Raw genomic sequence first — 26552 nt, forward strand, 5'->3', positions numbered from 1 at the left:
CCAGGCACGGGCGCCGGACCTGGTGCCGCGGCTGAACGGCCACGCGGCGGGGAAGGGGGTCCGCGCTTTGTAGTCTTGACGGCCGGGGCCGCACCCCCGATCCCGTACGGACGAAGGAGAACCACCGTGCTCGTGCTGTTGCCGCCCTCCGAGGGCAAGGCCTCCTCGGGGCGCGGGGCGCCGCTCAAGCCGGAGTCGCTGTCCCTGCCGGGGCTCGCGGAGGCGCGGGCGGCGGTCCTCGACGAGCTGGTCGAGCTGTGCGCGGCCGACGAGGAGAAGGCGCGCGCGGTCCTTGGCCTGAGCGAGGGCCTGCGGGGCGAGGTCGCGAAGAACGTGGAGCTGCGGACGGCGGGCGCGCGTCCCGCGGGCGAGGTGTACACGGGCGTGCTGTACGACGCCCTCGGCCTGGCGACCCTGGACGCGGCGGCCCGGAAGCGGGCGGGGCGTTCGCTGCTCGTGTTCTCGGGGCTGTGGGGCGCGGTGCGGGTGACGGACCGGATTCCGTCGTACCGCTGCTCGATGGGGGTCAAGCTGCCGGGGCTCGGCGCGCTGGGCGCGCACTGGCGCGGGGCGATGGCCTCCGTCCTTCCCGAGGTGGCCGGGGAGGGTCTGGTCCTCGATCTGCGTTCGTCGGCGTACGCGTCGGCGTGGAAGCCGAAGGGGGAGGTGGCGGCGCGGACGGCGACGGTGCGGGTGCTGCACGCGCCGACGCGGAAGGTGGTCAGTCACTTCAACAAGGCGACGAAGGGGCGGATCGTGCGGAGCCTCCTTGAGGCGGGCGCGGTGCCGGGGTCGCCGGGGGAGCTGGTGGTGGCGCTGCGGGACCTGGGGTACGTGGTGGAGGAGGGCGGGAAGGCGGGAGCCCTTGACGTGCTGGTGGACGAGATCCACTAGGACTCATTGCATGCTGCGCAACGCCCGTTGCGGATAGCGCTCGCCCTGGCCAGGATGAGGCCATGACGAGCGTGTTCGACCTTGCCCCGGAAGCCGTCCCCGTCGTCCCGGTCGTCGTGATCGGGGACGCCGCCGACGCCGTACCCCTGGCGCGGGCCCTGGTGGCCGGCGGGCTGCCGCTGATCGAGGTCACCCTGCGGACGCCGGCCGCGCTCGACGCCGTCCGCGCGATCGCGGCCGAGGTGCCGGACGCGGTGGTCGGCGCGGGGACGGTCGTCTCGGCGGCCGGGGTCGCGCAGGCGGTCGGCGCCGGCGCCCGGTTCCTGGTCAGCCCCGGGTGGACCGGGCGGCTGCTCGGCGCGATGCGGGAGTCGGGCCTGCCGTTCCTGCCGGGGGTGTCGACGACCTCGGAGGTCGTGGCCCTGCTCGAACAGGGCGTGGACACCATGAAGTTCTTCCCGGCCGAGGCGGCGGGCGGCGTCCCGTACCTGAAGTCCCTCGCGGGCCCGCTCCCCCACGCCCGTTTCTGCCCGACCGGCGGCGTCTCCCTCGCCTCCGCCCCCGCCTATCTGTCCCTGCCGAACGTCGGCTGCGTCGGCGGTACGTGGATGCTGCCGCCCGACGCCCTCGCGGCCCGCGACTGGGCACGGGTCGAGTCCCTCGCACGCGAGGCGGCGGCGCTCTGACGCGGCGCTCCTGACGTACCGGGCAACGGCCGCGCGATCACACGGCCGTGGGTGCGAACTCCACCCCGAGATGGTCGGTCACCGGGCGGTAGCCGAGGCGCTGGTAGAGGGCGTTGCTCGTGGGGTTGGACAGGTCCGTGAAGAGCAGGACCTGCGCGGCGCCGCTGTCCAGGGCGGCCCGGCCGACGGCGGCGGTGACGCCGGCCGCGTAGCCTCTGCGGCGCTCCTCCGGCGGGGTCCAGACGAGGTGGACGCGGGCCTGGCCCTCGATCGTGCGGGACACCGCGGCCATCGCGACCGGGCGGCCGCCCGGGGTCACCCAGAGCAGCAGCCGTCCCTCGGAGATCCGTTCGGTGACCGGGCCCGTGAAGTCCTGCTCGGGGTCCTCCCCGATGGCCCGGGCGAAGCCGCGCGCCCAGGCGGTGACGAGCGGCACGTCCGCCGCGTCGGCGACGCGAGCCCTCCCTTCGGGGGCGGGCTCCGGCGGCACCGGCTCGGCGAGGCGGAAGAGCCGCATCCGGACGGTGGGCGCCCAGGGGCGGCCCGAGGCCTCCGCGTACGCCTCGACGGCGGCCGTCTCACCGCGCAGCCCGGTCGGCTCCTCGCCCGCCGGGAGGACGAGGGCGCGGGCCGCCTCCACGGTCATCGCCCCGAAGGCGGGCACGCGGACCGGTGACGCGGCGAACACGCCCGTGACGCGGCCGTCGGGCTCGGCCCACCAGCCGAGCAGGTCGGCCCTGTCCATGAGGGTCAGGACGGCGGTGTTACGGGCGGGCTCCGCGGCCAGGTGGTCCGCCGCGGCGGTACGGAACGCGGTGGCGTCCTCGGTGAAGTGCCAGGTCATGACGGGATGGTGGTACGGGACAAGGGCCCGGCGCCACCCCGTTCCCGCCGTCAGTTCCGCAGGTGCGAGGTGTCGTTGAGGAGCCGTACGGACGCGTTGCCGTCCGCGTAGTAGGCCACGGCGGAGATCGACGCGGCCGACAGCTCCATCCGGAACAGCGCCTCCGGCGGGGCTCCGAGCGCCAGCCGGACCAGGGTCTTGATCGGCGTGACATGGGTGACGAGGAGGACGGTCCGGCCCGCGTGGGCGGCGGTCAGCCGGTCCCGGGTCGCGGCGACGCGGCGGGCCACGGCGGCGAAGCTCTCCCCGCCGCCGGTGGGCGCGGCCTTCGGGGAGGCGAGCCAGGCGTCGAGGTCCTTGGGGTGCCGCTCACGGACCTCGCCGAAGGTCAGCCCCTCCCAGGCGCCGAAGTCGGTCTCCCGGAGCCCCTGTTCGATCCGTACGTCGAGCCCGAGGCGGGCGGCGACGGCGGCGGCGGTCTGGCGGCAGCGGGTGAGGGGCGAGCTGACGATCTCCTGGATGGTGCCGCGCGCGGCGAGCGCCTCGGCGACGGCCCGGGCCTGCCGCAGGCCGGCCGCGGAGAGCTCGGGATCGGACCCCCCGCTCCCCGAGAACCGCTTCTCGGGCGTGAGCGCGGTCTCGCCGTGCCGCAGCAGCACGAACGTGGCGGGCGCCCCCATGTCGGGCCCGGCCGCGCCCTGACGGGGCGTGGGGGCGGCGGCGACCGGTCGCGGGGAGGTCTCGACGGCGGTGACGCCGCCGATGGGCGGGGTGGGACCGGCGGGTGGGGTGGGACCGGCGGGCGCGGTGGCCGCTCCGGCCTCCGTACCGGCCGGCACCGAAGACGTACCGGCCTGCGCCGAAGGCGTACCGGCCGGCTCGGACGACGTACCGGCCGGCCCGGCGACGGGCTCGGCGGGCGTACCGCCCGTGGTCGTCTCCGCCCGGTGGGCCCCGTGGTGCGGCGGCGTCGCGTGGCCCGCCTCCGCCTCGAAGTCGCCCGAGGCCACGAGCGCTTCCGTCGCGAACAGACCGTCGTCGGGCACGGCCGGGGCCGACGGGCGCGACGCGGCGCTCGGCCAGGCGGCCGTGCCCGTGGCGCCCTCGGTCGTGGCGCCGCTGTCCGCCGTACGGGTCCCGGCGCCGCCCGGGGGCCGGGCGCCGAGCGCCGCCCTCGCGCGGGCCGCGCCCGCCGTCGCGTCGCCGGGCGGGCCCGACGGGGCGGGGGCGGCGGCGTTGCGCGCGGCGGAGGCGTCGAGGGCGGCCGTCGAGGCGGACGGTTCCCACTGACGGCCCCGCTTGCCCGCGTCCATCGCCTCGTTCGCGAGCCGGTCCGCGTGCTTGTTCCGCTCCCGCGGGATCCACTCGTAGCGGACCCGGCCCGCCGGGAAGACCCGGCCCGCCTCCGCGGCGAGCGGCTTCATGTCCGGGTGCTTGATCTTCCAGCGGCCGGACATCTGCTCGACGACCAGCTTGGAGTCCATCCGGACGTGGACGGTGGCGTCCGGGAACAGCGCCCGGGCCGCTTCGAGGCCCGCCACCAGGCCCTTGTACTCGGCGACGTTGTTCGTCGCCACGCCGATGTACTCGGCCGCCTCCGCGAGCGTCTCGCCCGTCACGGGGTCCAGGACGACCGCCCCGTAGCCGGCGGGCCCCGGGTTGCCCCGGGATCCCCCGTCGGCCTCGACGATCACCTCGCGCGGAGACGGAAGGGCGGACATTACAGACCGGACTCCGAGGTGCGGACGAGGATGCGACGGCAGTTCTCGCAGCGGACGACCGCGTCACGGGCGGCGGCGCGGACCTCGTTGAGCTCGGTGATGTTGAGCTCGATGTGGCAGCCCTCGCACTTGCGCTGGTACAGCCGGGCCGCGCCGACGCCGCCCTGCTGCACGCGCAGCTTCTCGTACAGCTTCATGAGGTCGGCGGGGACGGAGGCCGCGATGAGCTCGCGCTCCTTCGTCACGGAGGCGACCTCGGCGTCCAGCTCGCCCTCGGCGGCGTCGCGCCGGGCGGTGGCGTCGTCGGTCTTGGCCTGGACGGCGGAGACACGCTCGGTCAGCTCGGCGAGGCGCTCCTGCGCGGACTCGCGGCGCTCCATGACCTCGAGGACGATCTCCTCCAGGTCGCCCTGGCGCTTGGCGAGGGAGACGATCTCGCGCTGGAGGTTCTCCAGGTCCTTCGGGGAGGACACGGCGCCGGAGTCGAGGCGCTGCTGGTCGCGGGCGGCCCGCTGGCGGACCTGGTCGACGTCCTGCTCGGCCTTGGTCTGCTCACGGCCGCAGTCGCTCTCCTCGGTCTGCGCGGCGACGAGCAGGTCGCGCAGCTGGGTGAGGTCCTTGGTCAGCGACTCGATCTCGGCGTGCTCGGGCAGCGACTGCCGCTTGTGGGCGAGCTGCTGGAGGCGGACGTCCAGGGACTGGACGTCGAGGAGGCGGATCTGGTCGGCGGGCGCGGCGTTCAGTTGGGGGCTCCAGGGGAGGTGTGGTGGGAGGACCAGGGGTCGGTGACCGTCTTCGAGACGTGGACGCGGAGGTCCCAGCCGTGGCGGTCGGAAATCTCGTCGAGCTGGGCGGCGGCCTGCTCGCACCAGGGCCATTCGGTGGCCCAGTGGGCGGCGTCGACCAGACCGAGCGGTGAGTGCTGGGTGGCCTCGGAGACCGGGTGGTGGCGCAGGTCGGCGGTGAGGAAGGCGTCCACGTCGGCGGCCCGTACGGCGTCGAAGAGGCTGTCGCCGGAGCCGCCGCTGACGGCGACGCGGCGCACGGTCATGGCGGGGTCGCCGGCGACCCGGATGCCCTGCGCGGTGGCGGGCAGTCGCTTCGCGGCGCGCGCGGCGAACTCCGCGAGGGTCTCGGGGTGGTCGAGCTCGCAGATCCGGCCGAGGTTGTTCTCGGGTACGAGGGGGCCGGTGACGCGGAGGCCGAGGGCGCCGGCGAGGGCGTCGGAGACGCCGGGGTCGGCGGTGTCGGCGTTGGTGTGCGCGACGTGGAGGGCGATGTCGTGCTTGATGAGGCCGTGCACGACGCGGCCCTTGAAGTGGCCGGCCGCGACCGTCGTCGTACCGCGGAGATAGAGCGGGTGGTGGGTGACGATCAGGTCGGCGCCGAGGGCGACGGCCTCGTCGGCGATCTCCTGGACGGGGTCGACGGCGAAGAGCACGCGGGTGACCTCGGCGTCGGGGTCGCCGCAGACGGTGCCGACGGCGTCCCACGACTCGGCCCGCTCGGGTGGCCAGAGGGCGTCGAGCGCGGCGATGACTTCAGACAGACGGGGCACGGAGGAAAGGCTACCTGGCTCACGTGCCGGGCCGTCGTGCCCGGTGCGCGGGCGCCGGTACGAGGGCGGGTGCGGCGGCGCTCACGTCCCCCGCGCACCGCCGCGCCCCCCGAACCCGTACGCGTCGTCCCTACTTCTTGACGAGATCCGCGCGGAGGTCGTCGAGGACGCTGTTCGCCGCCGTCACGCCGAGGCCGAGGTACCAGGTCTCGTCCGGGACGTCCTTGGCCTGGCCGGCCTTGACCGCCTTGAGGTTCTTCCAGAGCGGGTTGGCCTGGGCGGTGTCCTTCTTGGTGGCCTTGGCGTCGCCGTACACGCCGGTGAAGATCCAGTCGGCGTCGGCCTCGTCGATCTTCTCGGGGCTGATCTCGGCGGCGAGGTCGTTGATCTGCTGGTTCTTGGGCCGGGGCAGGCCGGTGTCCTCCAGGATCGTGCCGATGAAGGAGGCCTTGGCGTAGAGGCGGATCTTGCCCGGGAGGTAGCGGACCATGGAGATGGTCGGCTTGTTCGTTCCGATGTCGGTGCCGAGCTGCTTCGCCTTGGTCTCGTACGCGGCGAGCTTCTCCTTCGCCTCCGCCGTCCTGTCGAGCGCGGCGGCGTTCAGGAGGTAGTTCTCCTTCCAGGTGAAGCCCGGACGGATGGAGAACACGGTCGGCGCGATCTTCGACAGTTCGTCGTACTTGTCGGCGGCGCGGAGCTGGCTGCCGAGGATCAAGTCGGGCTGGAGGTTGGCGATGGCCTCCAGGTTGAGGTTGTTGATGGTGCCGACGGACTTCGGGGCGCCGGCGTCCTTCTTGAGGTAGCCGGGGATGCCGTCGTCGCCCTCGGAGGGGGCGTAGCCGACGGGCTGGATGCCGAGGGAGACGACGTTGTCGAGCTCGCCGACGTCGAGGACGACGACCCGCTTGGGCGCGGACTTCAGCTCGGTCCTGCCGAGGGCGTGGGTCAGGGTGCGGGGGAACTGGCCCGCCTTGGCGTCGGTGCCCAGGGCCGCGGTCTTGGCCGCCGCGTCGCCGAAGTCCTTGCCGCCGGTGGCGACGTCCTTCTTCTTGGTCGTGTCCTCCTTCGCGGAGGCGTCGGAGCCTCCGTCCCCTCCTCCGCAGGCCGCGAGCGAGAGCGTGGCGGCGAGGGCGAGGACGGCGGCGGTGCCGCTGCGGCGGAGGGACATGAGAAGGCTCCTGTAAGGGTCCTGGCGGGGCGACGGGCACGACCGGCCGGAGCCACAGGCTCCGTTTAGGTTCGCCTTACCTTACTCACCACGGGCACACTCCAGCACAGCCGCCCCCCTCCCCTCAGCCGAACCGCCGCACGGCCACCCTTATGTGTGAAGTGACCGGGCTCGTGTTGTTCGGCTGGAAGTGCGAAAACTAGCTTCGTGGCCGGAGGTGACGAGTCGATGACAGCGTGTGCCATCGAGACGGCGGCCGAGGACGACGACCGCGAGGGAAGCCGGGACGTCGAGCGCCCCTGGGGAACCGTCCGGGCGACGGGGTTCACGATCACGGCGAACGGCGCGTACGCGGCCAGGCTCGCGGGCGCCGGGGACGCCCTGTACGTGGAGCGGTGGACCCTCGACGGCCCGGAACCGTACGCCGTGCCGCTCCCTCTCGGCCAGCCGGAGGAGCGGGGCACCCAGCTGCTGCCCCTCGCGGACGGCCGGGTCCTCGTCGCCCGCCGCGTGGACGGGCGGCGGAACACCTTCTCGCTGCTCTACCCCACGGGACCGGCCACCGGCGAGCTCCAGCTCGGCGCGGTGGAGGCGCCGGGCTCCGAGCGGCTGGTGCTGCTCCCGCCCTCGCCGGACGGCATCTGCGCGTACGCGATGTGCGTCGGCCCCGACACGACGACGCTGTGGCTCGTCGCGGGCGGCGCCTTCGGCCCGGAGCAGGTGGCGGAGGTCAGGGGCCGGTGCGCGGGCGGTGTGTGGCTCGACCGTACGGGCCGGATGCTCGCGCTCGACCGGCGGCTCGACGGCGGGCCCGTGAAGGCCGTCGCCGTGGACCTGGAGCGGGGCGGGGAGGTGACACCGCTCCTCCAGATCACCGAGGACAGTCACGACCGGCTGCTCCTCGCCGACCCCGACAGCGGGCTGCTCCTGATCCGCTCCGACGCGCCGTCGCCGGGGCACGACCGGCTCGGCTGGGGGGTGCTCGGGAGTCTGCTCCCGGTGCGGTTCCCCGAATGTCTGCGGCTCGACGACGCGGCGGTGACGCCGTTCGCCGTGCAGCCGGGGCAGGTGCTGATGCCGGAGAGCTGTGGCGTGGCGCTGCGGATCGACGCGGCGGCCGGGAGCTGGGTCGGCACCTGGCAGCCCTCGGCCCGGCGGATGGGGCAGGTGGCCGCCCCCGCGGGCTGGCTGGCCGGCGCGGGCCTGTGGACGGCCGGGGGCGTCCTGCGGCTGCCGTACGTGACGGCCGGGGCGCCGTGCGGGCTCGCGGACGTGGAGCCGCCGCCGGAGCCCGAGCCGGTGCCGGTGCCGGTTGCGGTCGCGGTCACTGCGGCGGTCGCCGAGGAGCCCCGGGTGTGCCGTCCGGTGCCGCTTCAGCAGGCTCCTCTCACCGACCGGAAACCCGCTGACTAGACTCTCGGGCTGCACAGCAAGACCGATGTCAACGGGGTGAGTTCGACCATGTCGGAAAACAGCACGCACGGGCAGGAGCGGAACGGCTCCGGCAAGCACCGCGGTCAGGCCGCGCCGGCGGAGGACTCCGCGTCCTCCCCGCACGGCCGTCACCGCCGCGAGCCCGACGCGCAGTGACCGGGTAGGTCCAGTGAGGCGAAGGGCCCCGGGGTCTCCCCCGGGGCCCTTCGTCTTCCCCACCGCTGACCGTCCTGCGACGGCCGGTCCCGGGCGCCCGTGAAGTCGCCGGGCCGCTATCCCTTCTTCAGCGCCAGCACCTCCGCCGCCGCGAAGGTCTCGCCCGCCGGGCGGGCGGCGTAGTGCGGGGTGAGCAGGCCGTCCAGTTCCTCGTACGTGAACGCCTCCTTGGCCGTGTCGAACTTGGCCGACACCCGCGGCCGGTCCACGATCGCCACCATCCCGCCGTGCACGACGAGCAGCTGGCCGTTGACCCCGGACGCGGCCGGGGAGGCGAGATAGCCGACGAGCGGCGCCACGTGCTCCGGGGACAGCGGGTCGAGCTCCCCCTCCCCCGGCTCCCCGAAGCCCGCGAACACGTCCTCGGTCATCCGCGTCCTGGCCCTCGGGCAGATCGCGTTCGCGGTCACCCCGTACCGGGCGAGCGCGAGCGCCGTCGAGGTGGTCAGGCCCACGATGCCGCCCTTGGCCGCCGCGTAGTTGGGCTGTCCGGCCGAACCCGCGAGGAAGGCCTCGGACGAGGTGTTGACGATCCGGCCGTAGACGCCGGTCTCGCCCGCCTTGGCGCGGCCCCGCCAGTGCGCGGCGGCGAAGTGGGTGGTGTTGAAGTGGCCCTTGAGGTGGACCCGTACGACCGAGTCCCACTCGTCCTCGCTCATCGAGAAGACCATCCGGTCGCGCAGGATGCCCGCGTTGTTGACCAGGACGTCCAGTTTCCCGAACTCGGCCACGGCCAGGCCGACCAGGGCCCCCGCGGTCTCGAAGTCGGAGACGTCGCCGAGGTGCGCGACGGCCCGGCCGCCCGCCGCGCGGATCTCGGCGGCGACCTCCTCGGCGGGCGCGGCGGAGGCCGCGCCGGAGCCGTCGCGGCCGGGCTGCCCGTAGTCGTTGACGACGACGGCGGCGCCGAGCCGGGCCAGTTCGAGGGCCTCGGCGCGGCCGAGACCGCGCCCGGCGCCGGTGACGATCGCGCTCAGTCCGTCGAGCGGAAGGGTCATGGCCGTCCCTCTCAGATCTCGATGCAGGTACGGAGGGCGGCGCCGGTGCGCATCTGCTCCAGGGCCTCGTTGATGCCGGCGAGCGGGACCCGGTGGGTGATGAGCGACTCCAGGTCGATGCGGCCCGCCCGCCAGAGCGCGATGGCCCTCTCGTACGAGCGGAGCACGTCGCCGCCGCCGTACATGGACGGCAGGATCCGCTTCTCGTCGAAGAACAGCTCGAACATGCTGAGCTTGAGGTGGTCGTCGAGGGCGCCGGCGCCGACGACGCAGAGGGTGCCGCCGCGCCGGGTCGCCTCGTAGGCGGTGCGGGCGGTGGCGGACCTGCCGACGACCTCGAAGACGTAGTCGAAGCCCTCCCCGCCGGTGATCCGCTGCTTGGCGTCGGCGAGCGCGTCCGGGGCGACGGCCTCGGTGGCGCCGAAGCGCAGGGCGGCCTCGCGCCGGGACTCGACGGGGTCGACGGCGACGATCTGGGCGGCGCCCTGGAGCCTGGCGCCCTGGATCGCGGAAATGCCGACGCCTCCGCAGCCGATGACGGCGACCGACGAACCGGCTTCGACCTTGGCCGTGTTGATGGCGGCGCCGAGGCCGGTGGTGACGCCGCAGCCGATGAGGGCGGCGATCTCGAAGGGCACGTCGTCGGGGATCGGGACGGCGCAGCCGGCGTCGACGACGACCTCCTCGGTGAAGGTGCCGGTGCCGGCGAAGCCGAAGAGGTCGCCGCCGGGGCGCTTGAAGTTGGGCGTGCCGGCGTTCATGAAGCCGGCCAGGCAGAGGTGCGTCTGGCCGCGCCCGCAGGCGGGACAGCTGCCGCAGGCGGGCAGCCAGCAGAGCAGGACCCGCTGGCCCTGGACGAGTCCGGTGACGCCGTCGCCGACGTCGAGGATCTCGCCGGCGCCCTCGTGGCCGGGGATGAACGGGGCGGGCTGCGGGAGGACGCCGCTCATCGCGGAGACGTCGGAGTGGCAGAGGCCGGTGGCCCTGACCCGGATCCGCACCTTGCCGGGCCCGAAGCCCACGGCCTCGACGTCGTCGAGGACTTCGAGTTTGTCCTGGCCGATCTCGTGCAGTACGGCTGCGCGCATGGTGCGGCTCCCTCCGGGACGGGTGTGTGGGTCCTACGAGTGTTCGACGAGGGTGTCGGCGAGTACGGGGGCGTCGTCGCGCTCGACGGCCGTGACCGTCACCTGGACGCGGCCGTCCCCGGCCCACATCCGGATGCGCAGGGTCTCGCCGGGGAAGACGACGCCGGCGAAGCGGGTGCGGTACGAGGTGACCCGGGTGACGTCCCCGCCGAGCACCGTGTCCACGACCGCCTTGAGGGTCATGCCGTACGAGCAGAGGCCGTGCAGGATCGGCTTGTCGAAGCCGGCGAGCTTGGCGAACTCGGGGTCGGCGTGGAGCGGGTTCCAGTCCCCGGAGAGCCGGTAGAGGAGGGCCTGTTCCTCCCGGACCGGGCGTTCGGCGGTGACGTCGGGCGCGCGGTCGGGGAGGGCGAGGCGCTCGGAGGGGCCGCGGTCGCCGCCCCAGCCGCCTTCGCCGCGTACGAAGATCTGGGCGTCGCTGGTCCAGAGCGGTCCGTCCTCGTCGGCGGCCTCGGAGCGCAGGACGAGGACGGCGGCCTTGCCCTTGTCGTACACGGCGGCGACGCGGGAGGTGGAGACGGCGCGGCCGGTGACGGGGACGGGGCGGTGGAGGGTGATCGACTGCCCGCCGTGCAGGACGGCGGCGAGGTCGATGTCGATGCCGGGGGCGGAGAGCCCGCCGACGACCCCCATGCCGGCGCCCGCGACGGTCGCGAAGCTGGGCAGGACGTGGAGCTTGGATTCGAGGGTGTAGCGGAGCTCGTCGGGGTCGGTGGCGGGGACGCCTGCGCCCAGCCCCAGGTGGTAGAGCTGGACGTCCTTGTGGTCCCAGGAGATCCCGGCGCTGCGGGGTTCGGCGGCGACGGCCTTGGCGGGGTCGATGGGCATCGGGCTGCTGCTCCTCGTGGCGGGGAAGACCTCGGCGCGGCCGTCCGCACCGTCGGCCGCACCGAGGCCGTGCGGGGACCGTCCCGTACGCGCCCGTTCTAGAACGCGTTCTAGGTCGGTGGTCCCCATGTATAGCCGAGCCGATGACGGTTGTGAACCCTCCTGACGGCATGTCAGAAATGGTGCCGCCCGGCTCTCCGCGAGCGGCTCGCGGCCGCAGGCGGCACGCTTGTCTCGGGACCGGCCCCCGGGGCGCGGATCCCGGGTCACCGCGGAATTTCCCGTGGCGGCCCCCGGCCCGCACGACGGGGAGCCCACGGAATGATCAGGATCCTGCTCGCCGAGGACCAGGGGACGGCACGGGGCGCCCTGGCCGTGCTGCTCGGGATGGAACATGACTTCGAGGTGGTCGCGCAGGTCGGGCGCGGCGACGAGATCGTGGACGCGGCGCTCCTCGCGCGCCCCGATGTGGCGCTGCTCGACGTCGGGCTGCCGGGGCGTTCGGGGCTCGACGTCGCCGCGGACCTGCGGGACGAGGTGCCGGGCTGCCGGGTGGTGATCCTGACGACCGCCGGGCGGCCGGGGTATCTCCGGCGGGCACGGGAGGCGGGGGCGGCCGGCTTCCTGGTCAAGGACGGCCCCGTGGAGGAGCTGACCGAGGCAGTCAGACGGGTGCTGCGCGGGGAGACGGTGATCGACCCGGCGCTCGCGGCGGCCGCCGCCGCGGAGCAGTACTGACGGCCACCCGGCCGTACGAACGCGGTGCGGGCCGCCGGCGGAGCTGGTCGTGGCCGGCGGCGCCTACAGTTCGCGTTCCGCGAGGGAGGCCGCGCGCTGGGCCTCGAAGTTGGCCGCGTACTGGTCGAAGACCGTCGTGTCCTCGTACTTGAGGAGGGTCTCGTCGTTCACCGTGAGCGCCATTCCCGTGTACGTGTGGCTGCCGGTGAAGACGATCTTCTTGTTCACGCCGCCGAGGTACGTGCCCTCGATCAGCAGGTACTTGGTGTGGGTGTCGGAGCCGCCGCGGCCGTCGTTGTCGAGCTTGTGCAGGATGACGCGGCCCTTCCCCGAGGTCGGCCTGGTCAGCCAGGAGGACACCTCGGTCATCGGCTTGCCGGCCGCCGCGTCCCAGTTCTCCAGCGAGCGGTACACGACCTCGATGTGGCAGCCCTGCTCGGCGAGCTCCCACAGCTGCCTGGCCACCTCGGTGCGGGTGATGTGACCCTGCGCGATGCGGATCTTCGTACGGCCGTCGGTGGTGCCGAATCCCGGGGAGTTGCCGCCGCAGGGGTTCGCGGTGCCGGCCGGGGCCACCGTCTTGAGGATGTTCACGATCACGTCGGTGCCGGACCGGGGGAAGAAGTAGACCTTGGCCTTGCCGGCCTGGGTGTCGTGGGCGTAGTCGGCGACCTGCGGCTTCTCTCCGACGGCCGCCGCCGCCTGGTCGTCGAAGTACCGGGTGTACGCGGCGAACAGTTCCGTGTTGCCCACCACCGTCAGGGCGTCGTTCCACCAGTCGCCGGTGTCCTGCCCGGTGAGGTTGCCCGAGGACTGCACCACCACGTTGTCGACGGGGGTGTCGCCCTTGCCCTTGGTGCGGGAGAACAGGAAGAACTTGTTGTGGTTGACGTTGCTGTACCAGCCGTCGGGGTCCGCGGCCGTGGTGCCCGGGTCCAGGGCGAGACAGGCCTCCGAGGGCTTGCAGGTGCGGACCCAGGACGGCGCGCTGCCGGGCTTCGCCAGCTCGGTCGCGAGATACGTGGCCGCCCCCGAGGTGCTGTCGGCGTCGAGGACCACCTGGACGGAGACGCCCCGCCGGTGGGCGGCGACCAGCTTCTCGGCCAGGTACTGGGAGTGGAAGAGGTACAGGGAGATCCGGACGCTCGATCCCGTCTCGGCACCGTCGACGAGGTCCGCCAGGTGGAAGAGGATCCGGCCGGTGGCGGCCTTGTCGGTGCTCGTCGGGTCGTTGAATATCGCGCCCGTCGTCACGGCCACGACGGGTTCCGCCGACGCCGAGGGCGCGACCGTCAGGGCGGCGCCGACGGCGAGGGCGGTCACGGCGGTTCTGAACCTGCTCTTGATCATCATGGCCGCATTGTCGCCCAGGGGGTGTCGCCGCGACGCAGCGGGGAATCGTCAGCCACCCCCTACGCCCCGCGCCGGTCCGCCTCCTTCGGCAGCCAGAGCAGCATCAGCGCGGCCGCCGCCACGAGGACCCCGGCCGAGACGCGGAAGGCCGCCGCATAACCGGGAACGAGCCAGTCGGGGTCGGGCGCGAGGCCGAAGTGGACGACCGTGGGTGTGGCCGCCGCGGCGACGGTCGTGAGGACGGCGAGGCCGATCGCGCCGCCCATCGTGCGGGAGGTGTTGACCAGGCCGGAGACCAGGCCCGCGTCGCCCGGCGAGGCGCTGGAGGTGGCAAGGGTCGCGAGCGGGGTGGTCGCGAGCCCGATGCCGCCCATCATGAGGATGCCGGGGCCCAGGATCGTGCCGAGGAAGGTCCCGTCGGCGGTCAGTGTCGACTGCCAGGCGAAGCCCGCGGCGGCGAGGAGCGCGCCGATGACGGCGAGGTTCCTCGCGCCGGTCACGGGCATCAGGTGGGGTGCGAGCTTGGAGCCGAGGAGCACGCTCAGGGAGCTGGGGACGAGAGCGAGACCCGCCTGGAGCGGGGTGTAGCCGAGGACGTTCTGCGCGTACACCGTCATGAAGAACCACATGCCGAAGGAGCTGCAACCGCACAGCAGGATCGCCGCGTTGGCCGCCGACACGGCCCGGTTGCGGAAGATGCCGAGCGGTACGAGGGGCTCCCGGGTGCGGGACTCGACGACGACGAAGACGGCGAGGAGGGCGAGGCCGCCGAGCAGCGGCAGCAGGGTCGCGGGGGCGGTCCAGCCCGTCGCCTCCGTCTGCACGATGCCGTACGCGAGGGTGGCGAGGCCCGCCGTGACGAGGACGGCGCCGGGGAGGTCGAGGCGGCGGCCCGCGCCGGTGCGGCTCTCGCGGAGCCAGAGGGCCCCGGCGGCGAGGACCAGGATGCCGACGGGGACGTTGATGAGGAGGACCCAGCGCCAGGAGAGCAGGTCGACGAGGAGCCCGCCGACGAAGCCGCCCGCCGCGCCGCCGGCCGCGCCGACCGCCGTCCACGTCCCGATGGCCCGGGTGCGGGCGGCCCCCGCGGGGACGGCCGCCGTGACCAGGGTGAGGGTGGCCGGTGAGAGGAGGGCGGCGCCGAGGCCCTGCACGGCACGGGCGCCGATCAGGTACTGACCCTCGGGGGCGAGGCCGCCGACGACGGAGGCCGCGGTGAAGAGCCCGAGCCCGAGCAGGAACATCGCCTTGCGCCCGTAGAGGTCGGCGGCCCGTCCGCCGAGCAGCATGAAGCCGGCGAAGGCGATCGAGTAGGCGTTGAGCACCCATTGGAGTCCGAGCGTGGAGAGTCCGAGGTCGGCCTTCATCGACGGCAGGGCCACGTTCATGACGGAGACGTCGAGGACGACGAGGAACTGCCCCGCGCAGGCGGCGAGGACGACCAGCCAGGCGCGGGGCGGGGCGGCGGGTATGGACGGGAGGGGGGCGGAGGCCGTGACGGCCTTGCTTGCGGGGTCGCTCTGCGGCATGAATGTCATGGTCGCAGACGCCCTCCACCCCGTACATACACCGCGAGTCCTACGGCTTCCGCAGCAGGAACGGCCGTCGAGGTCAGGGCCTTCGCAGCAGGAACGGCCTCGCGGTCACGGCTTTCGCAGCAGCGTCACCACCGCCGCCCCGCCCAGGCCGATGTTGTGCGCGAGTCCGACCCGCGCCCCCGTCACCTGCCGGGCTCCGGCCTCGCCCCGCAGCTGCCACACGAGTTCGGCGGTCTGCGCGAGGCCCGTGGCGCCCAGGGGGTGCCCCTTGGAGATGAGGCCGCCCGAGGGGTTCACGATCCAGCGGCCGCCGTACGTGGTGGCGCCGGACTCGACGAGTTTGCCGGAGGCTCCCTCCTCGCACATGCCGAGCGCCTCGTACGTGAGGAGTTCGTTGATGGAGAAGCAGTCGTGGAGTTCGATGACGTCGACGTCCTCGATGCCGAGTCCCGAGCGCTCGTAGGCCTGCCGGGCGGCGGCCCGGGACATCGGGCGGCCGACCGCGTCGACGCAGGAGCCCGAGGCGAAGGACTCCTCGGTGTCGGTGGTCATGGCCTGGCCGGCGATCTCCACGGCCCTCTCCCGCAGCCCGTGTTCCTCGGCGAAGCGTCCGGAGACGACAAGGGCCGCCGCCGCGCCGTCGGAGGTGGGCGAGCACTGGAGCCTGGTGAGCGGCCGGTGGACGGTCTTCGCGGCGAGGATCTCGTCGACCGTGCAGGCGTCCTGGAACTGGGCGTTGGGGTTGTTCACCGAGTGCTGGTGGTTCTTGGCGCCGACCGCCGCGAGCTGGACCTCGGTCGTCCCGTACCGCTCCATGTGCTCGCGGGCCGCGTTGCCGAAGATCTGGGCGGTGGGCGGGGTGGCCTCGAAGCCGTGGGCGGCGGCCATGATCCCGTAGTGCCGGGCGACGGGCGAGGTCGAGAAGTCCCCCGCGCCCGAGCCGCCGCCGAGCGCGCCCCTGCTCATCTTCTCGAAGCCGACGGCGAGGACGCAGTCGGCGATCCCGCCCTCGACGAACTGGCGGGCGGTCATGAGGGCGGTGGCGCCGGTGGCGCAGTTGTTGTTGAGGTTGAGGACGGGGATGCCGGTGAGGCCGAGCTCGTACACGGCGCGCTGTCCCGCGGTGGAGGCCTGGAAGCAGTAGCCGACGGCGGCCTGCTCCACGCGCGCGTAGGGGACGCCGGCGTCGGCGAGGGCGGCGGTGCCGGCCTCGCGGACCATGTCCCAGTACTGCCAGTCCCGGGTCTCCGGCTTCTCGAACTTCGTCATCCCGACACCGACGACGTACGCCTTGCCCATCTTCGGTTCCCCCTCAGTCTCTCGGCAGGCCGAGCAGCCGCTCGGCGACGACATTGAGCTGTACCTGGGTGGTGCCGCCCGCGATGGTGAGGCAGCGGGACATGAGTAGTCCGTGGACGGCCCGTTCGCCGGGGCCCTCGCGCACGGCGCCTTCGGGGCCGAGGAGTTCGAGGGTGAGTTCGGCGACCTTCTGCTGGTGGAGGGTCTGGACGAGCTTGCGGACGCTGGCGCCCGCGCCCGGTTCGAGTCCGGACACCTGGAGCAGGGTGGTGCGCAGGCCGATGCACGCGAGCGCGTGCGCCTCGGCGAGGAGGGCCCCGATCCGTACGCGTACGGAGTCGTCGGCGCCGTCGGCCCGCTCGATGAGGGCTTCGAGGCCGCTGTCGAAGGCGACCTGGTCGGCCATGTGGACGCGTTCGTTGCCGAGGGTGTTGCGGGCGACCCGCCAGCCGTCGTTCACCTCGCCGACGACGGCGTCGGCGGGAAGGATCGCGTCGTCGAACCAGACCTCGTTGAAGAGGGAGTCCCCGGTGATCTCCTTGAGCGGCCGTACGGCGATCCCGGGCGTGTTCCGCATGTCGACGAGGAAGTAGGTGAGCCCCTGGTGCTTGGGGGCGGCGGGGTCGGTGCGGGCGAGCAGGATCCCGTGGTGGGCCCCCTGGGCGGCGCTCGTCCACACCTTCTGGCCGTTGATCCGCCAGCGTCCGTCCTCGGTGCGTTCGGCGCGGGTGCGGAGGGAGGCGAGGTCGGATCCGGCGCCGGGTTCGGAGAAGAGCTGGCACCAGAGGCGTTCGCCGCGCAGGGTCGGGCCGAGGTGTTCGGCCTGCTGGGCGGGGGTGCCGTGGGCGAGGAGCGAGGGCACGACCCAGGTGGCGATGCCGAGCCCGGTGAGGGAGATCCCGGCCTCCTCCAGTGCGCGCTGGACGGCGAGCTGCTGGAGGGGGCCCGCGCCGAGTCCGTACGGCTCGGGGAGGTGCGGGGCCGCGTGGCCGGTGGGGGCGAGGGCGCGCCGGGCGGCGGCCGGGTCGAGTCCTGCGGCGGGGGCGACGGCCTCGCGTGCCTCCCTCATGTACGGGTCGGCCTCGGGCGGCAGGTCGAGGCGGAGGCCGCGCCGGACGCCGGCGGAGGCGTGGCGGAGGGCGGCGAGGCGGTGGTGGTCGCCGGTGCCGAGGAGCTGGCGGGCGACGACGGCGCGCCGGAGGAGCAGGTGGGCGTCGTGTTCCCAGGTGAAGCCGGTGCCACCGAGGATCTGGATGCAGTCCTTGGCGCAGGTGTACGCGGTGTCGAGGGCGGTGGCGGCGGCGAGGGAGGCGGTGAGGGACCGGGCCTCGGTGCGGGTGGCGCGGGCGGCGTCCCAGGTGAGGGCGCGGGCCTGTTCGAGCCGGACGAGCATGTTGGCGCAGAGGTGTTTGACGCCCTGGAACTGTCCGATGGGCCGTCCGAACTGTTCGCGGGTGCGGGCGTGCGCGGCGGCGGTCTCGACGGCGCGGGCGGCGGTGCCGCAGGCGTCGGCGGCGAGGAGGACGGCGGCGAGGTCGTGGACGAGGGCGGGGTCGAGGGCGAGGACGCGGTCGGCGGGCACGGAAAGGGCGCGGGCGGTGACCTCGGCGGTGGGCCGGGTGGGGTCGGCGCTCGTGTGGGGCCGTACGGCGAGACCGGCGGCGTCGACGGCGAGCCGGACGGAGCCGTCGGGGGTGGCGGCCCGCAGGATCAGGAGATCGGCCTGGGCGCCGCCGAGGACGGGGGGCGCGGTGCCGTCGAGGAGGTATCCGCCGGCGGTGGGGACGGCGGTGAGGGTGCCGGTGTCCCCCAGGCCGACGGCCCCTGTCCGATCCCCGCGCGCGAGTGCGGCGGCCCGCTCCCCGAGCCCGGCCCGGTGGAGGAGTTCGGCGGCGAGGACGGTGGGGAGGTACGGCCCCGGCAGCAGGGCCCGGGCGGCCTCCTCCACGACCACGGCCAGGTCTCCCAGGTCGCCGCCGCCTCCCCCGTACTCCTCGGGGAGGTGCGGCCCCAGCAGCCCCTGTCCGGCGAGGGTGTCCCAGTACCCGGGCCGGCCGGTGCCGGGCTCGGGGGCGTCGAGCTCCTTGCGTACGTCCTCCGGGGGGACGGCGCGGGCGAGCAGGCCACGGACGGACCGGGCGAGCTCCCGCTGTTCGTGCGTGATGGCGATGCCCATGGCGGGCAGACTAGAACACGTTTCATTCTGACGGAAGGTCAGTTACGTGTCGGGATACGGCCGTTCGGGCGCTTGACCTCAACCATGACTGAGGTCTCAGCATGGAAAGATGACCGCACAGAACGACGGAACCCTTCTCTTCCGCAACACCATGCGCATCACCGAGGGCCACCTGGACGGCTTCCGCGAGGCCATCGCGAGGGCCGTGGACTTCGCGCAGCGGCACGGACCGCAGCTGATGGTGCAGACGTTCCTGGACGAGCGGCGGATGCTCGCCCACAGTTTCCAGCTCTACCGGGACTCCGACGCGGTCCGTCTGCACTGGAGGCTCGCGGACCCGTACATCGCGGAGGTCATGGAGCACTGCCGGGTGGAGCACTTCGAGGTGTTCGGCGAGCCGGACGCCGAGGTGGCGGCCGGACTGCGGGACGTGCTCGCCGAACACGGCACGCTCGTGTTCTCCCCCAGGATCGCCGGCTTCGACCGGTTCACCGAGGCGCCCCGGGCGTAGCGGGCTTCGACCCCTTCACCGAGGCGCCCCGGGCGTGGTCCTCGTGCCGGACTCCTCAGCCGGGCAGTCCCCGGACGAACTCGGCGACCAGTTTCGCCACCGCCTCCGGGGTCTCCAGGATCATGGGATGGGTGGCGTCGATCCGTTCGACGCTGATCGCCGGCCGGTCACGGGCGAGCTCGTCAAGGGCTTCGGAGACCTCGCGTGCGAACCGGGTGCTGAACTCGTCGAACCATTCCATGCCCGGCGCCGGAGGCAGCCGCCGGCCGGCCTGCACGAGGAGCAGCGGACGGTCCACGCCGGCCAGCCACCGGATGACGCCGTGATCGCCGAGCCGGCGGAGTTCGCCCGCGATCTCGTCCGCCGTCGCCCGTTCCGGCCGCGTCCGCCACGTGCCGTCGGGCAGCGGGCGGGCGGCCGCGCGGGCGGCGGCCTCCGCCCGGTCGGCGGGAATCCCGAACCGGGCGGAGTGGGCGACCTGTGCCTCGATGTAGTCGGGCGGCGCGACGGCCCCGGCCGCCGCGAGCAGGCCCTCCGTCATCCGTGCGGCGCCGGGCGACTCGCTGGGCCACCAGAAGCCGTCGAGGTCGACGGCGGCGCGGGCGCGAGCCCGGTCGGGGTCGGCCCGTGCGTACTCGACCGCGACGAGCCCGCCGAGGGAGTGGCCGACGACGACGGCCTCCGGCACGCCGTGCGCGTCGAGGGTGTCCGCGAGCTTCCCCACCACGGCGGGGACGGTCCAGGGGGAGAGGGAGGGAGAGCCGCCGTGCCCGGGAAGGTCGACGGCGAGGACACGGTGACCGGCGGCCGCGAGCAGAGGAGCCGCGGCGTCCCAGTCGTGGAGCGAACGTCCGTAACCGTGGAGAAGTACCAGCTGGGGGCCTTCGCCCCCGAAGTCGTGTGCGTGTAAGTGAGTCATCGGACGCCACTGTAGGCGACCCGGGGCGGCTCCGAGGGGCCTCAGTCGGACAGCCGCCCGCGTCGGGGGATGCGATCGCGTCCGCTGCCCCCTGGTCGCCGCCCGGGGCCCGGGCGGCGACGTCGGCCCGTCAGGCCGCCGGTGTCTTGAAGTGGCAGTTGGCGGAGACGGGCGTGTTGTTGGTGGTCCGGTCGGCCGTGCGGACCCGCCAGCCGTAGCTGTGGCCGGGGGCGAGCGTCGGCACGGTGAGCGAGACGGTGCCCTGACCCTTGACCGTCGTGGCGCTGCGCGACCCCGGCGTCCCCAGCGTCAGGATCTGCGTCGACGTGGTGTTGTCCCAGAGGGAGAACTCCGCCCAGACGTCCTTCGACGGATCGGGGTGCCGGACCGTGGCCGTGAGCGTGGGCGTGAGGCTCGCGGCGGTGCCGAAGCTGTTCCCGAACGTCTCCTCCATCTGGTGGCAGCCCTGCGAAAGCTCCCCGGCCGCACCGAAGAGCTCGACGCGCTCGCCCGTGGGGACGGTCATGCTGCCGGCGTAGTTCGCGATCTGGTCGTCCCGCAGGGCGTAGCCGAAGGCCTCGACGCGCTGGATACGGCCCTTGAAGAACGCGTTCTGGGCGCCGTTCACGAGGTCCCGGCCGACGACGAACGGACCCTTCGCCTGCCACTGGGCGGCACTGAGGTGCGCGGCCTCGGCCTTCTTCACGCCGTTGACGTACAGGCTGACCTTCTCGGCCGCCGCGTCGAAGACGCCCGTGACCCTCGTCCACTCCCCCTTGACAGCACCGGGAGAGACGGCCTGGTCGATGCTCCAGCCGTCGGCGTCCGCCCTGGGCATGCCGAAGCGCCAGGAGTTGTCGGGCGCGTTGTACCAGAGCATCATTCCGCTGATCCTCGAACCGTCCTGCGCCACCACGGCCGACGTGCCGGCCGCGGGGTCCACCTTGGCCCAGGCGGAGACGGTGAAGCTCTGGGCGGTGTTGACCACGGGACCGGCCGCGGTCACGGTGTCGTCGCCGTCCAGCGGCAGGGCACCCCCGTGGTCGGCGAGGTCCCAGTCCGTCCCTCCGGTACGCACGCCGCTGTGGGCGCCGGAACCTCCGACGGTCGCGTCGGCGCTGCCGTCGAGCTTCCAGGAGAGGACCGGTCCGCCCTGGGTGTAGCCGTAGAGGGGGGTGTGGTCGGAGTAGGCCTCAGGGCCGGGGACGCACTTCTTCGCGATCTTCTGGCAGTCCGGCTGAACGCTGACGAGGTAGTTCGTCCGGTCGCCGTACTCGACCGCCGAGTCGCAGCCGGTGAAGCCGCCCGTCGCGAAGAGGTAGTCGATCTTGCTCGACGTGTTCTCGTACGACAGGTACCCGGCGTTCGCGTCGAGCTGCGCGCTCGTCCGGTTGAGCTTCGTCACCTCGTTCGCCGCGTCACCGGGGTAGTACGCGCGCTGGTCGCACTCCGCCATGAGGCTGTAGAGCGGCTGGATCCTGTCCGCACGGGTGGTGTTGAAGTCACCGCCCACGACCACGGACGGGAACTTCTTCGCCACCTCCACAACCTTGTCCCTCTGGCCGTTGTAGTAGGCGTCGGCCTGGTCCTGGGTGATCCTCCCCGCCTTGGCGTCCTCGTCGAAGTTGGAGACATGCGTGGTGCACAGGTGGTTCTCCCAGCCGGCCACCTCGACGCAGAGCATGGTCCCCCTGTTCATCGACAGACCGGTGCCGACAGGGGTGGTGAAGTCCGTCTCCGACTTCCAGGTGATCTCCCCCTTGACGGCGATGGCGACGCCCAGCGTCCCCGTCAGGGCGTCGGTGCGGCAGTCCGAACCCTCCTGGTCGATGAGCTCGACCGTCGACCGCTCCGGCTCCACCCCCACCGGGTCGTCGGCCCGCGTGACGCCCGCCGACGCGATCGTCCATCCGTCGGGGCCGTCGGGGAGCAGCGCGTCGAGCTCGTCGAGGTGGCTCGTCCCGTAGAGGTCGCCCGGCGTCCTGCCGCCGCAGACCTCCTGGAGCATCACCACGTTGAGATTGCGCTTGTTGATGAGGTTCAGCACGCCCTGCATCTTCGTACGGGGCCCGTCGTAGCTGTAGATGGGCTTCCCGTCCGGCTTGTCCAGCCCGGTGTCGGTCTCGTTGCCGTTCCGCCAGGGGCAGTAGCCGGGCGCGGACGCCCATTCGCCACCGGCCTCGCCGCACATGTTCCAGGTCGCCGCGCGCACCGAGTCCCGGGTGTACGCGTTCCCCGCCGCGTCACCGGCCGTCGTCGTGACGGCCGCGGCGGGCGCCGTCTGGGTCCCTATGAGGAGTGCGGCGCCCAGGACGGGCGCCACAGTACGCAGCCACGCGGCCGCTCTTCTTCGCATATCGACTCACCAATGGACATACGGGTGTCCCTCCCCTCCCCCGGTCCTGCCGTAGGGCACGCCAAGACTGCCAAAGCGCGTTCGGCGCGCTGCGGCGGGCCTGCTCCTGAGAGCGAGGACGACGCGTCGTGACGGTCGCGGCGGCGGCGGTGACCGCGAGCACGAGCAGCGCGACGCCGCCGGCGGCGTACGTGAGCGCGGCCCACGATTCCCATGAGGGTCGCCACGGTCAGCGGCCGATGTGCCCCTCGGCAGCGGCGCTCACGAAGGCCGTGAAGGCGGCGGGGGTGGCGAGGAAGGCGGGGCCTTCGGGGTTCTTGGAGTCGCGGACGGCGATGTGGGCGGTGAGGTCGGCGACCTCGATGCACTCGCCGCCGTTCGGGCCGCTGTACGAGGACTTGCGCCAGGCGGCGGGGCCGAGGGGGGCGCACTCGATGCACTGGCCGCCGGTGTCGGAGCTGTACGAAGACTTACGCCAGTGCGCGCCCGTCAGGTTCTGCTTGGTCCCCATAGCGTTCCTCCATTACGCGGGCGATCAGTGCGACCGAATCCTCCACGGAGAGCGCGGCAGCCTGCAGGTGATCGTAACGGAGCGAACCCTCCCTGATGGCTGCCGGATTGGCGGTCATGTGCCCCTGGACGAAGTCCTCCGTGTAGACGAGGTCGGGGTCGTCCTCGAAGCGCAGCAGGTTGAACGATCCCGGTAGCCCCGCGTGTGCCCCGGCCTCGAACGGCAGGATCTGAATCTTCACCCACTCCCGCTCCTGCATGGCCAACAAGTGGGCGAGTTGGTTTCGCATGACCGCGCGTCCGCCGATCTCCTGGCGCAGGACCGCCTCGCTCATCACCACCCAGACCAACGGCGGAGTCTCCCGGTCCAGGATGCGCTGGCGCTCAATGCGTGCAGCGACCTTGGCGTCGAGGTCGTCCTCGGTCCGCACTCCGAGAACCGCTCTCGCGTACTCGGGTGTCTGGAGCAATCCGTCGATCAGCTGCGCCTGGAACGAGTAGATACAGGCGGCCTTCGCTTCCATCTCCGCGTACGCCTGGAACCACGTCGGCAGCTGGCTCTTCAGCACAAGGCCCACCAGCCGGGTGAACACCCCGCCCGTCAGCAGCGCCGCGTCCAGCCGTTCCGAGAACTGGCGCGTGGGGACCTTCTTCGCCGTCTCTATCTGGCCCACGAGCGAGGCCGTGCAGTAGAGGATCGAACCCAACTCCGCCTGGCCGAGCTTCGCCTCCTCCCTCAGGCGGCGGAGTTCCGATCCGTAGTAGTCCAGCGGCGAGGCACTCGGATCCAGGTTGCGGATGTTGACCAAGGCGAGGTCACCCCCAAGCTCACGCGGTGAGGCGTTGCGTTCAGTCCGTAGCCGAGCGTAACGAAGCAGCTCCACCCTGGTGGCATGAATCAGGCAACAGACCTCTATCCTGCGGTACTTGCGACGAGCTACCGCATGGGCTTCACCGTCGGTGAGCACTCCGCCGGTCACATGCGCCGCATCCTGCGCATGTTCCTCACCCGTTGGGAGCTCGATCGCCTCGCCGACCCGGCGGCCCTCGCGCTCACCGAACTGGTCGCGAACGTCGTCCGGCACGTGCCGGGCCGGCGGTGCTCCGTCCTGATCCTGCGGGAGCCGTACGGACTGCGGGTCGAGGTCGCGGACGCCGTCCCTGGAGCGGTGATCGCGAAGCTCGCCGGTCCGCTGGAGGAGAGCGGCCGGGGGCTCGCGCTGGTGGAGGCCGTGACGGACCGGTGGGGCGTGACGGAGAAGACCGACGGCAAGACGGTGTGGTTCGAGTGCGACACCTGACGTCGCGGCTCGGCGACGGTGATTCGTGATCACACTCGTGGGCACTGCCGCCTGAACCGACGAGGTATCAGTGGCGGCAAGAGCCGCATTCAAGCGGCTCAGGGGGAACGTCAAGTGGGCCGCCTACGTGGAAGCCCCTGTCCCTCGGTCAGGACGAAGGGGAGCGGGCAGCAGCGCGGATCGGCGACGAGATGGAGCTGGTGGTCAAGCAACCCCGTGAACGGCCCAGCAGGGCTGCCTTCAGGCGGGCCCGGCGTCGTCGCCGGATGCGCCGCCGTTCCTCCTGGCCTGGGTCAAACGTGTGCCGTTCGCCTTCGGCTTGCGACCTTCGTTCCTGGCGGGGAAGTCGTCCTGATCGACGGCACTCTGCCCCCGACGCTGCGACGCACAGGGAAGGACAACAAGCGCAACTACTCCGGCAAACACCGACGCCACGGCCTGCACTTCCTCGCCCTGACCGACGAGAAGGGCCGCCTGATCTGGATCTCCGCCGCCCGAGCAGGCGCCACCCATGACATCACCGCCGCCCGCCGCGACGACATCCTGTCCCACCTGCGCGAAGCCGACCTCGGCGCCCTGGGCGACCTCGGCTTCCTCGGACTCGACACCGACCCCGAAAACCCCGTCGTGATCACTGGCTTCAAGGCCGCCCGCGCCCGCAAGCTCACCCCCGGCATGGGTCCTGGGCCTTTCGATGGGCTTGGTATTCACCACCGCATAGGGTCCACCCCCTCACGCGCAAGCCCCTCGGGAGCGAATTGGCCGATCCGAGGGGCTTCGTAATTCACGACTCACGCGTACAACCGACGCATCGCCCAGCTACACGGCGTAGTAGTAGGTCGCGTAGACCCTGTACCCCAGGGCGCACCAGGCGGTTGACGCATTGTTCGCCCAGGTCTTGGGGCCGTAGCTCTCATAAATATGGCCATCCACGTTCCGGCACTTCACCCAGCCGACAAAGCTTTCCCAATCCGCACCCTTGCAGGTGATCGCGGCACCCTTGTGCCCACCGCTGCCCGTGATGTACGAGCTGGTACATCCGTAGAGCTGTTCACCGGCGGATGCCGACGGCGCGGCGGCGAGCATTCCGCCCCCGGTGATGGCGACGGTGGCGATCGCCCCTGCTATTCGACCGGGTGTCCTCATGTGCTCCTCCTTCATCGCTGTGTGGCATGTGCATGTCGGACGGACACACGCTAAGGCCGCCGTGAATACACCGAACAGATGCCCGAGGCGACTTGGCCGGAATCGAGACCTGTCGCTCTGTTGAAATATGCGCCGCTCACCGCCACCGCCGCATATCCCCATCAGTGACGGATACCCTCAGTGGAAGATCCATCGCCGCGATGAACCTGTCCCCACTCAACGATGTTGGCCAGAAACCCCCGTGAGAATGATGCGTGCGGTGGCTCACCTTCCGGAAATTAATGAGAAATAGGTGGCCTCAGCTCACCTTTTGTTCCGCCATTCAAGGAGTCCTCCTCGTCCAACTCCGCCCGGTGATGGCGGAGGCCCACTGATGCCCAGTGGCGAGGATCGAGCCGTTGCTGCCGGACCGGACTCCGCGGCCGGGCAGGCGGTGGCGTGATCACCGGCAGGTGATCGACGCGATCGCATTCAAGTACCGCACCGGCACACCGTGGATGGATCTGCCCACGCACTTCGGCTCGTGGAAGGACCGCCCACAACCGGCTGCGGAAATGGGCCGCCGACGGCACCTGGGAGAAGGTCTTCACCGCCCTGCTCGCCCAGGCCGACGCCGAAGGCGACCTCGACCGGGTCGTCGCGGTCGACTCCACCGTCGTCCGGGCTCACCAGCACGCCGCCGAGGCCCGTCAAAAGGGGCCCCGGCCGGCGAGCCCGACGACCATGCCCTCGGACGCTCCCGCGGCGGACTGACCAACAGGATCCACCTCGCCGCGGACAGCCGCTGCCGCCCGCTCGCCTTCGTCCTCACACCCGGCCAGACAGGTGACGCACCCGCGTTCCCCGAGGTCATGGCCCGCTTACGGGTGCCGCGGCCGGTCGACCGGCCCAGGACGACACCGGATGTGGTCCTGACCGACAAGGCGCATTCGTCCCGCGCGATCCGGACCCCTCTCCGCCAACACGGGATCCGGGCCGTGATCCCGCAGCCCTCCGACCAGGCCGCGAACCGCAAACGTCGCGGCAGCCGAGGCGGCAGGCCGCCGGCCTTCGACCGCGAGACCTACAAGCGGCGCAACACGGTCGAGCGGTGCATCAACAAGCTCAAGCAGCGGCGCGGTCTGGCCACTCGCTACGACAAGACCGCCACCATCTGCCTCGCCGGACTCCACATCGCCGCCATCTTCATCTGGTCCGCGCGATGATCAGG

At 72.5% G+C, this 26552-nt stretch carries 25 protein-coding genes and 1 pseudogene; 9 read left to right on the top strand and 17 right to left on the bottom strand.

Annotated features, from left to right (window positions below; genetic code table 11):
• The first annotated feature begins 126 nt into the window (after positions 1–126).
• On the top strand, positions 127–894 hold the full coding sequence (gene yaaA / locus ACFVYX_RS25610) for a peroxide stress protein YaaA (protein WP_389683818.1): 768 nt from the start codon (positions 127–129) through the stop codon (positions 892–894).
• A gap of 62 nt (positions 895–956) precedes the next feature.
• Positions 957–1580, top strand: a complete 624-nt coding sequence (gene eda, locus ACFVYX_RS25615) for a bifunctional 4-hydroxy-2-oxoglutarate aldolase/2-dehydro-3-deoxy-phosphogluconate aldolase (protein ID WP_389683819.1) — start codon at positions 957–959, stop codon at positions 1578–1580.
• Between the two features lie 37 nt (positions 1581–1617).
• Here the strand turns inward: eda and ACFVYX_RS25620 are convergent, their stop codons facing one another.
• The 5 genes from ACFVYX_RS25620 to ACFVYX_RS25640 form a co-directional block, all read right to left on the bottom strand.
• A complete protein-coding gene (locus tag ACFVYX_RS25620) occupies positions 1618–2424 on the bottom strand; it encodes a GNAT family N-acetyltransferase (protein ID WP_389683821.1) in 807 nt (268 codons plus the stop codon).
• Positions 2425–2474: 50 nt separating this feature from the next.
• Positions 2475–4145: a bifunctional RNase H/acid phosphatase gene (locus ACFVYX_RS25625; RefSeq protein WP_389683822.1), complete on the bottom strand. Its 1671-nt coding sequence runs from the start codon at positions 4143–4145 to the stop codon at positions 2475–2477.
• Complete coding sequence (locus tag ACFVYX_RS25630; protein ID WP_389683904.1) at positions 4145–4888, bottom strand: zinc ribbon domain-containing protein; 744 nt, start codon at positions 4886–4888, stop codon at positions 4145–4147. The genes ACFVYX_RS25625 and ACFVYX_RS25630 overlap by 1 nt, the downstream gene beginning before the upstream one ends.
• Entirely contained in the window at positions 4885–5703 is an 819-nt protein-coding gene (locus ACFVYX_RS25635; RefSeq protein WP_389683823.1) for a Nif3-like dinuclear metal center hexameric protein, read from the bottom strand. The genes ACFVYX_RS25630 and ACFVYX_RS25635 overlap by 4 nt, the downstream gene beginning before the upstream one ends.
• Positions 5704–5833: 130 nt before the next feature.
• Complete coding sequence (locus ACFVYX_RS25640; protein WP_389683824.1) at positions 5834–6871, bottom strand: ABC transporter substrate-binding protein; 1038 nt, start codon at positions 6869–6871, stop codon at positions 5834–5836.
• Positions 6872–7099: 228 nt separating this feature from the next.
• Between ACFVYX_RS25640 and ACFVYX_RS25645 the strand changes: the two genes are divergently transcribed.
• Both ACFVYX_RS25645 and ACFVYX_RS25650 read left to right on the top strand, forming a co-directional pair.
• Positions 7100–8284 (top strand): hypothetical protein, encoded by a 1185-nt coding sequence (locus ACFVYX_RS25645; RefSeq protein WP_389683826.1) that lies wholly within the window; start codon positions 7100–7102, stop codon positions 8282–8284.
• A 48-nt stretch (positions 8285–8332) separates the two neighbouring features.
• Complete coding sequence (locus tag ACFVYX_RS25650; RefSeq protein ID WP_389683828.1) at positions 8333–8461, top strand: hypothetical protein; 129 nt, start codon at positions 8333–8335, stop codon at positions 8459–8461.
• A gap of 116 nt (positions 8462–8577) precedes the next feature.
• Here ACFVYX_RS25650 and ACFVYX_RS25655 read toward each other — a convergent pair whose 3' ends face one another.
• From ACFVYX_RS25655 to ACFVYX_RS25665, 3 genes are read right to left on the bottom strand one after another with little or no spacing between them, the layout of a single operon-like run.
• The gene (locus ACFVYX_RS25655; protein WP_389683830.1) at positions 8578–9519 is read right to left on the bottom strand and encodes a 3-oxoacyl-ACP reductase; all 942 of its coding nucleotides are present in this window, start codon (positions 9517–9519) and stop codon (positions 8578–8580) included.
• Between the two features lie 11 nt (positions 9520–9530).
• Positions 9531–10607: a Zn-dependent alcohol dehydrogenase gene (locus ACFVYX_RS25660; RefSeq protein WP_389683832.1), complete on the bottom strand. Its 1077-nt coding sequence runs from the start codon at positions 10605–10607 to the stop codon at positions 9531–9533.
• A gap of 33 nt (positions 10608–10640) precedes the next feature.
• Positions 10641–11495, bottom strand: coding sequence for a MaoC/PaaZ C-terminal domain-containing protein (locus ACFVYX_RS25665; RefSeq protein WP_389683833.1), 855 nt, complete (start codon positions 11493–11495; stop codon positions 10641–10643).
• A 321-nt stretch (positions 11496–11816) separates the two neighbouring features.
• On the opposite strand from ACFVYX_RS25665, the pseudogene ACFVYX_RS25670 reads away from it, so the two are divergent.
• Positions 11817–12215: pseudogene (locus ACFVYX_RS25670) on the top strand (response regulator); the annotation flags it as partial.
• Positions 12216–12296: 81 nt separating this feature from the next.
• On the opposite strand, the gene ACFVYX_RS25675 reads toward ACFVYX_RS25670, so the two are convergent.
• From ACFVYX_RS25675 to ACFVYX_RS25690, 4 genes are all read right to left on the bottom strand, one after another.
• Positions 12297–13586 (bottom strand): phosphatidylserine/phosphatidylglycerophosphate/cardiolipin synthase family protein, encoded by a 1290-nt coding sequence (locus ACFVYX_RS25675; protein ID WP_389683834.1) that lies wholly within the window; start codon positions 13584–13586, stop codon positions 12297–12299.
• Positions 13587–13645: 59 nt separating this feature from the next.
• Positions 13646–15115, bottom strand: a complete 1470-nt coding sequence (locus tag ACFVYX_RS25680) for a DHA2 family efflux MFS transporter permease subunit (RefSeq protein WP_389683836.1) — start codon at positions 15113–15115, stop codon at positions 13646–13648.
• A gap of 114 nt (positions 15116–15229) precedes the next feature.
• Complete coding sequence (locus ACFVYX_RS25685; protein WP_389683837.1) at positions 15230–16423, bottom strand: lipid-transfer protein; 1194 nt, start codon at positions 16421–16423, stop codon at positions 15230–15232.
• Positions 16424–16436: 13 nt separating this feature from the next.
• Positions 16437–18599 (bottom strand): acyl-CoA dehydrogenase, encoded by a 2163-nt coding sequence (locus ACFVYX_RS25690; protein ID WP_389683838.1) that lies wholly within the window; start codon positions 18597–18599, stop codon positions 16437–16439.
• Positions 18600–18708: 109 nt separating this feature from the next.
• Here ACFVYX_RS25690 and ACFVYX_RS25695 point away from each other — a divergent pair, with 109 nt between their 5' ends.
• Positions 18709–19110, top strand: coding sequence for a hypothetical protein (locus ACFVYX_RS25695; RefSeq protein WP_389683840.1), 402 nt, complete (start codon positions 18709–18711; stop codon positions 19108–19110).
• A gap of 55 nt (positions 19111–19165) precedes the next feature.
• Here the strand turns inward: ACFVYX_RS25695 and ACFVYX_RS25700 are convergent, their stop codons facing one another.
• The 4 genes from ACFVYX_RS25700 to ACFVYX_RS25715 all read right to left on the bottom strand — a co-directional run bounded on the left by ACFVYX_RS25700 (position 19166) and on the right by ACFVYX_RS25715 (position 23704).
• Entirely contained in the window at positions 19166–20029 is an 864-nt protein-coding gene (locus ACFVYX_RS25700; RefSeq protein ID WP_389683841.1) for an alpha/beta fold hydrolase, read from the bottom strand.
• A 130-nt stretch (positions 20030–20159) separates the two neighbouring features.
• Positions 20160–22385, bottom strand: coding sequence for a LamG-like jellyroll fold domain-containing protein (locus tag ACFVYX_RS25705; RefSeq protein WP_389683842.1), 2226 nt, complete (start codon positions 22383–22385; stop codon positions 20160–20162).
• A gap of 229 nt (positions 22386–22614) precedes the next feature.
• A complete protein-coding gene (locus ACFVYX_RS25710) occupies positions 22615–22896 on the bottom strand; it encodes a DUF397 domain-containing protein (protein ID WP_389683843.1) in 282 nt (93 codons plus the stop codon).
• Positions 22856–23704, bottom strand: coding sequence for a Scr1 family TA system antitoxin-like transcriptional regulator (locus ACFVYX_RS25715; RefSeq protein ID WP_389683844.1), 849 nt, complete (start codon positions 23702–23704; stop codon positions 22856–22858). The genes ACFVYX_RS25710 and ACFVYX_RS25715 overlap by 41 nt, the downstream gene beginning before the upstream one ends.
• Positions 23705–23788: 84 nt before the next feature.
• Here ACFVYX_RS25715 and ACFVYX_RS25720 point away from each other — a divergent pair, with 84 nt between their 5' ends.
• Together ACFVYX_RS25720 and ACFVYX_RS25725 are read left to right on the top strand one after the other, a co-directional pair.
• A complete protein-coding gene (locus ACFVYX_RS25720; protein ID WP_389683845.1) occupies positions 23789–24196 on the top strand; it encodes an ATP-binding protein in 408 nt (135 codons plus the stop codon).
• 216 nt (positions 24197–24412) lie between these two features.
• Positions 24413–24979: a transposase family protein gene (locus ACFVYX_RS25725; RefSeq protein WP_389683846.1), complete on the top strand. Its 567-nt coding sequence runs from the start codon at positions 24413–24415 to the stop codon at positions 24977–24979.
• Positions 24980–25015: 36 nt separating this feature from the next.
• Here ACFVYX_RS25725 and ACFVYX_RS25730 read toward each other — a convergent pair whose 3' ends face one another.
• Positions 25016–25342, bottom strand: a complete 327-nt coding sequence (locus ACFVYX_RS25730; protein WP_389683847.1) for a hypothetical protein — start codon at positions 25340–25342, stop codon at positions 25016–25018.
• Between the two features lie 380 nt (positions 25343–25722).
• Here ACFVYX_RS25730 and ACFVYX_RS25735 point away from each other — a divergent pair, with 380 nt between their 5' ends.
• Positions 25723–26547, top strand: a complete 825-nt coding sequence (locus ACFVYX_RS25735) for an IS5 family transposase (RefSeq protein WP_389683848.1) — start codon at positions 25723–25725, stop codon at positions 26545–26547.
• Positions 26548–26552 lie beyond the last annotated feature (5 nt).

The sequence above is a fragment of the Streptomyces sp. NPDC058326 genome, from assembly GCF_042879855.1.
Classification (GTDB): Bacteria; Actinomycetota; Actinomycetes; order Streptomycetales; family Streptomycetaceae; genus Streptomyces.

Excerpts from the sequence above, each read along its gene's own strand:
- eda (WP_389683819.1), top strand. The coding sequence starts at position 957 with ATGACGAGCGTGTTCGACCTTGCCCCGGAAGCCGTCCCCGTCGTCCCG.
- ACFVYX_RS25620 (WP_389683821.1), bottom strand. The coding sequence starts at position 2,424 with ATGACCTGGCACTTCACCGAGGACGCCACCGCGTTCCGTACCGCCGCG.
- ACFVYX_RS25625 (WP_389683822.1), bottom strand. The coding sequence starts at position 4,145 with ATGTCCGCCCTTCCGTCTCCGCGCGAGGTGATCGTCGAGGCCGACGGG.
- ACFVYX_RS25640 (WP_389683824.1), bottom strand. The coding sequence starts at position 6,871 with ATGTCCCTCCGCCGCAGCGGCACCGCCGCCGTCCTCGCCCTCGCCGCC.
- ACFVYX_RS25645 (WP_389683826.1), top strand. The coding sequence starts at position 7,100 with ATGACAGCGTGTGCCATCGAGACGGCGGCCGAGGACGACGACCGCGAG.
- ACFVYX_RS25650 (WP_389683828.1), top strand. The coding sequence starts at position 8,333 with ATGTCGGAAAACAGCACGCACGGGCAGGAGCGGAACGGCTCCGGCAAG.
- ACFVYX_RS25655 (WP_389683830.1), bottom strand. The coding sequence starts at position 9,519 with ATGACCCTTCCGCTCGACGGACTGAGCGCGATCGTCACCGGCGCCGGG.
- ACFVYX_RS25660 (WP_389683832.1), bottom strand. The coding sequence starts at position 10,607 with ATGCGCGCAGCCGTACTGCACGAGATCGGCCAGGACAAACTCGAAGTC.
- ACFVYX_RS25665 (WP_389683833.1), bottom strand. The coding sequence starts at position 11,495 with ATGCCCATCGACCCCGCCAAGGCCGTCGCCGCCGAACCCCGCAGCGCC.
- ACFVYX_RS25675 (WP_389683834.1), bottom strand. The coding sequence starts at position 13,586 with ATGATGATCAAGAGCAGGTTCAGAACCGCCGTGACCGCCCTCGCCGTC.
- ACFVYX_RS25680 (WP_389683836.1), bottom strand. The coding sequence starts at position 15,115 with ATGCCGCAGAGCGACCCCGCAAGCAAGGCCGTCACGGCCTCCGCCCCC.
- ACFVYX_RS25685 (WP_389683837.1), bottom strand. The coding sequence starts at position 16,423 with ATGGGCAAGGCGTACGTCGTCGGTGTCGGGATGACGAAGTTCGAGAAG.
- ACFVYX_RS25690 (WP_389683838.1), bottom strand. The coding sequence starts at position 18,599 with ATGGGCATCGCCATCACGCACGAACAGCGGGAGCTCGCCCGGTCCGTC.
- ACFVYX_RS25695 (WP_389683840.1), top strand. The coding sequence starts at position 18,709 with ATGACCGCACAGAACGACGGAACCCTTCTCTTCCGCAACACCATGCGC.
- ACFVYX_RS25700 (WP_389683841.1), bottom strand. The coding sequence starts at position 20,029 with ATGACTCACTTACACGCACACGACTTCGGGGGCGAAGGCCCCCAGCTG.
- ACFVYX_RS25705 (WP_389683842.1), bottom strand. The coding sequence starts at position 22,385 with ATGCGAAGAAGAGCGGCCGCGTGGCTGCGTACTGTGGCGCCCGTCCTG.
- ACFVYX_RS25710 (WP_389683843.1), bottom strand. The coding sequence starts at position 22,896 with ATGGGGACCAAGCAGAACCTGACGGGCGCGCACTGGCGTAAGTCTTCG.
- ACFVYX_RS25720 (WP_389683845.1), top strand. The coding sequence starts at position 23,789 with ATGAATCAGGCAACAGACCTCTATCCTGCGGTACTTGCGACGAGCTAC.
- ACFVYX_RS25730 (WP_389683847.1), bottom strand. The coding sequence starts at position 25,342 with ATGAGGACACCCGGTCGAATAGCAGGGGCGATCGCCACCGTCGCCATC.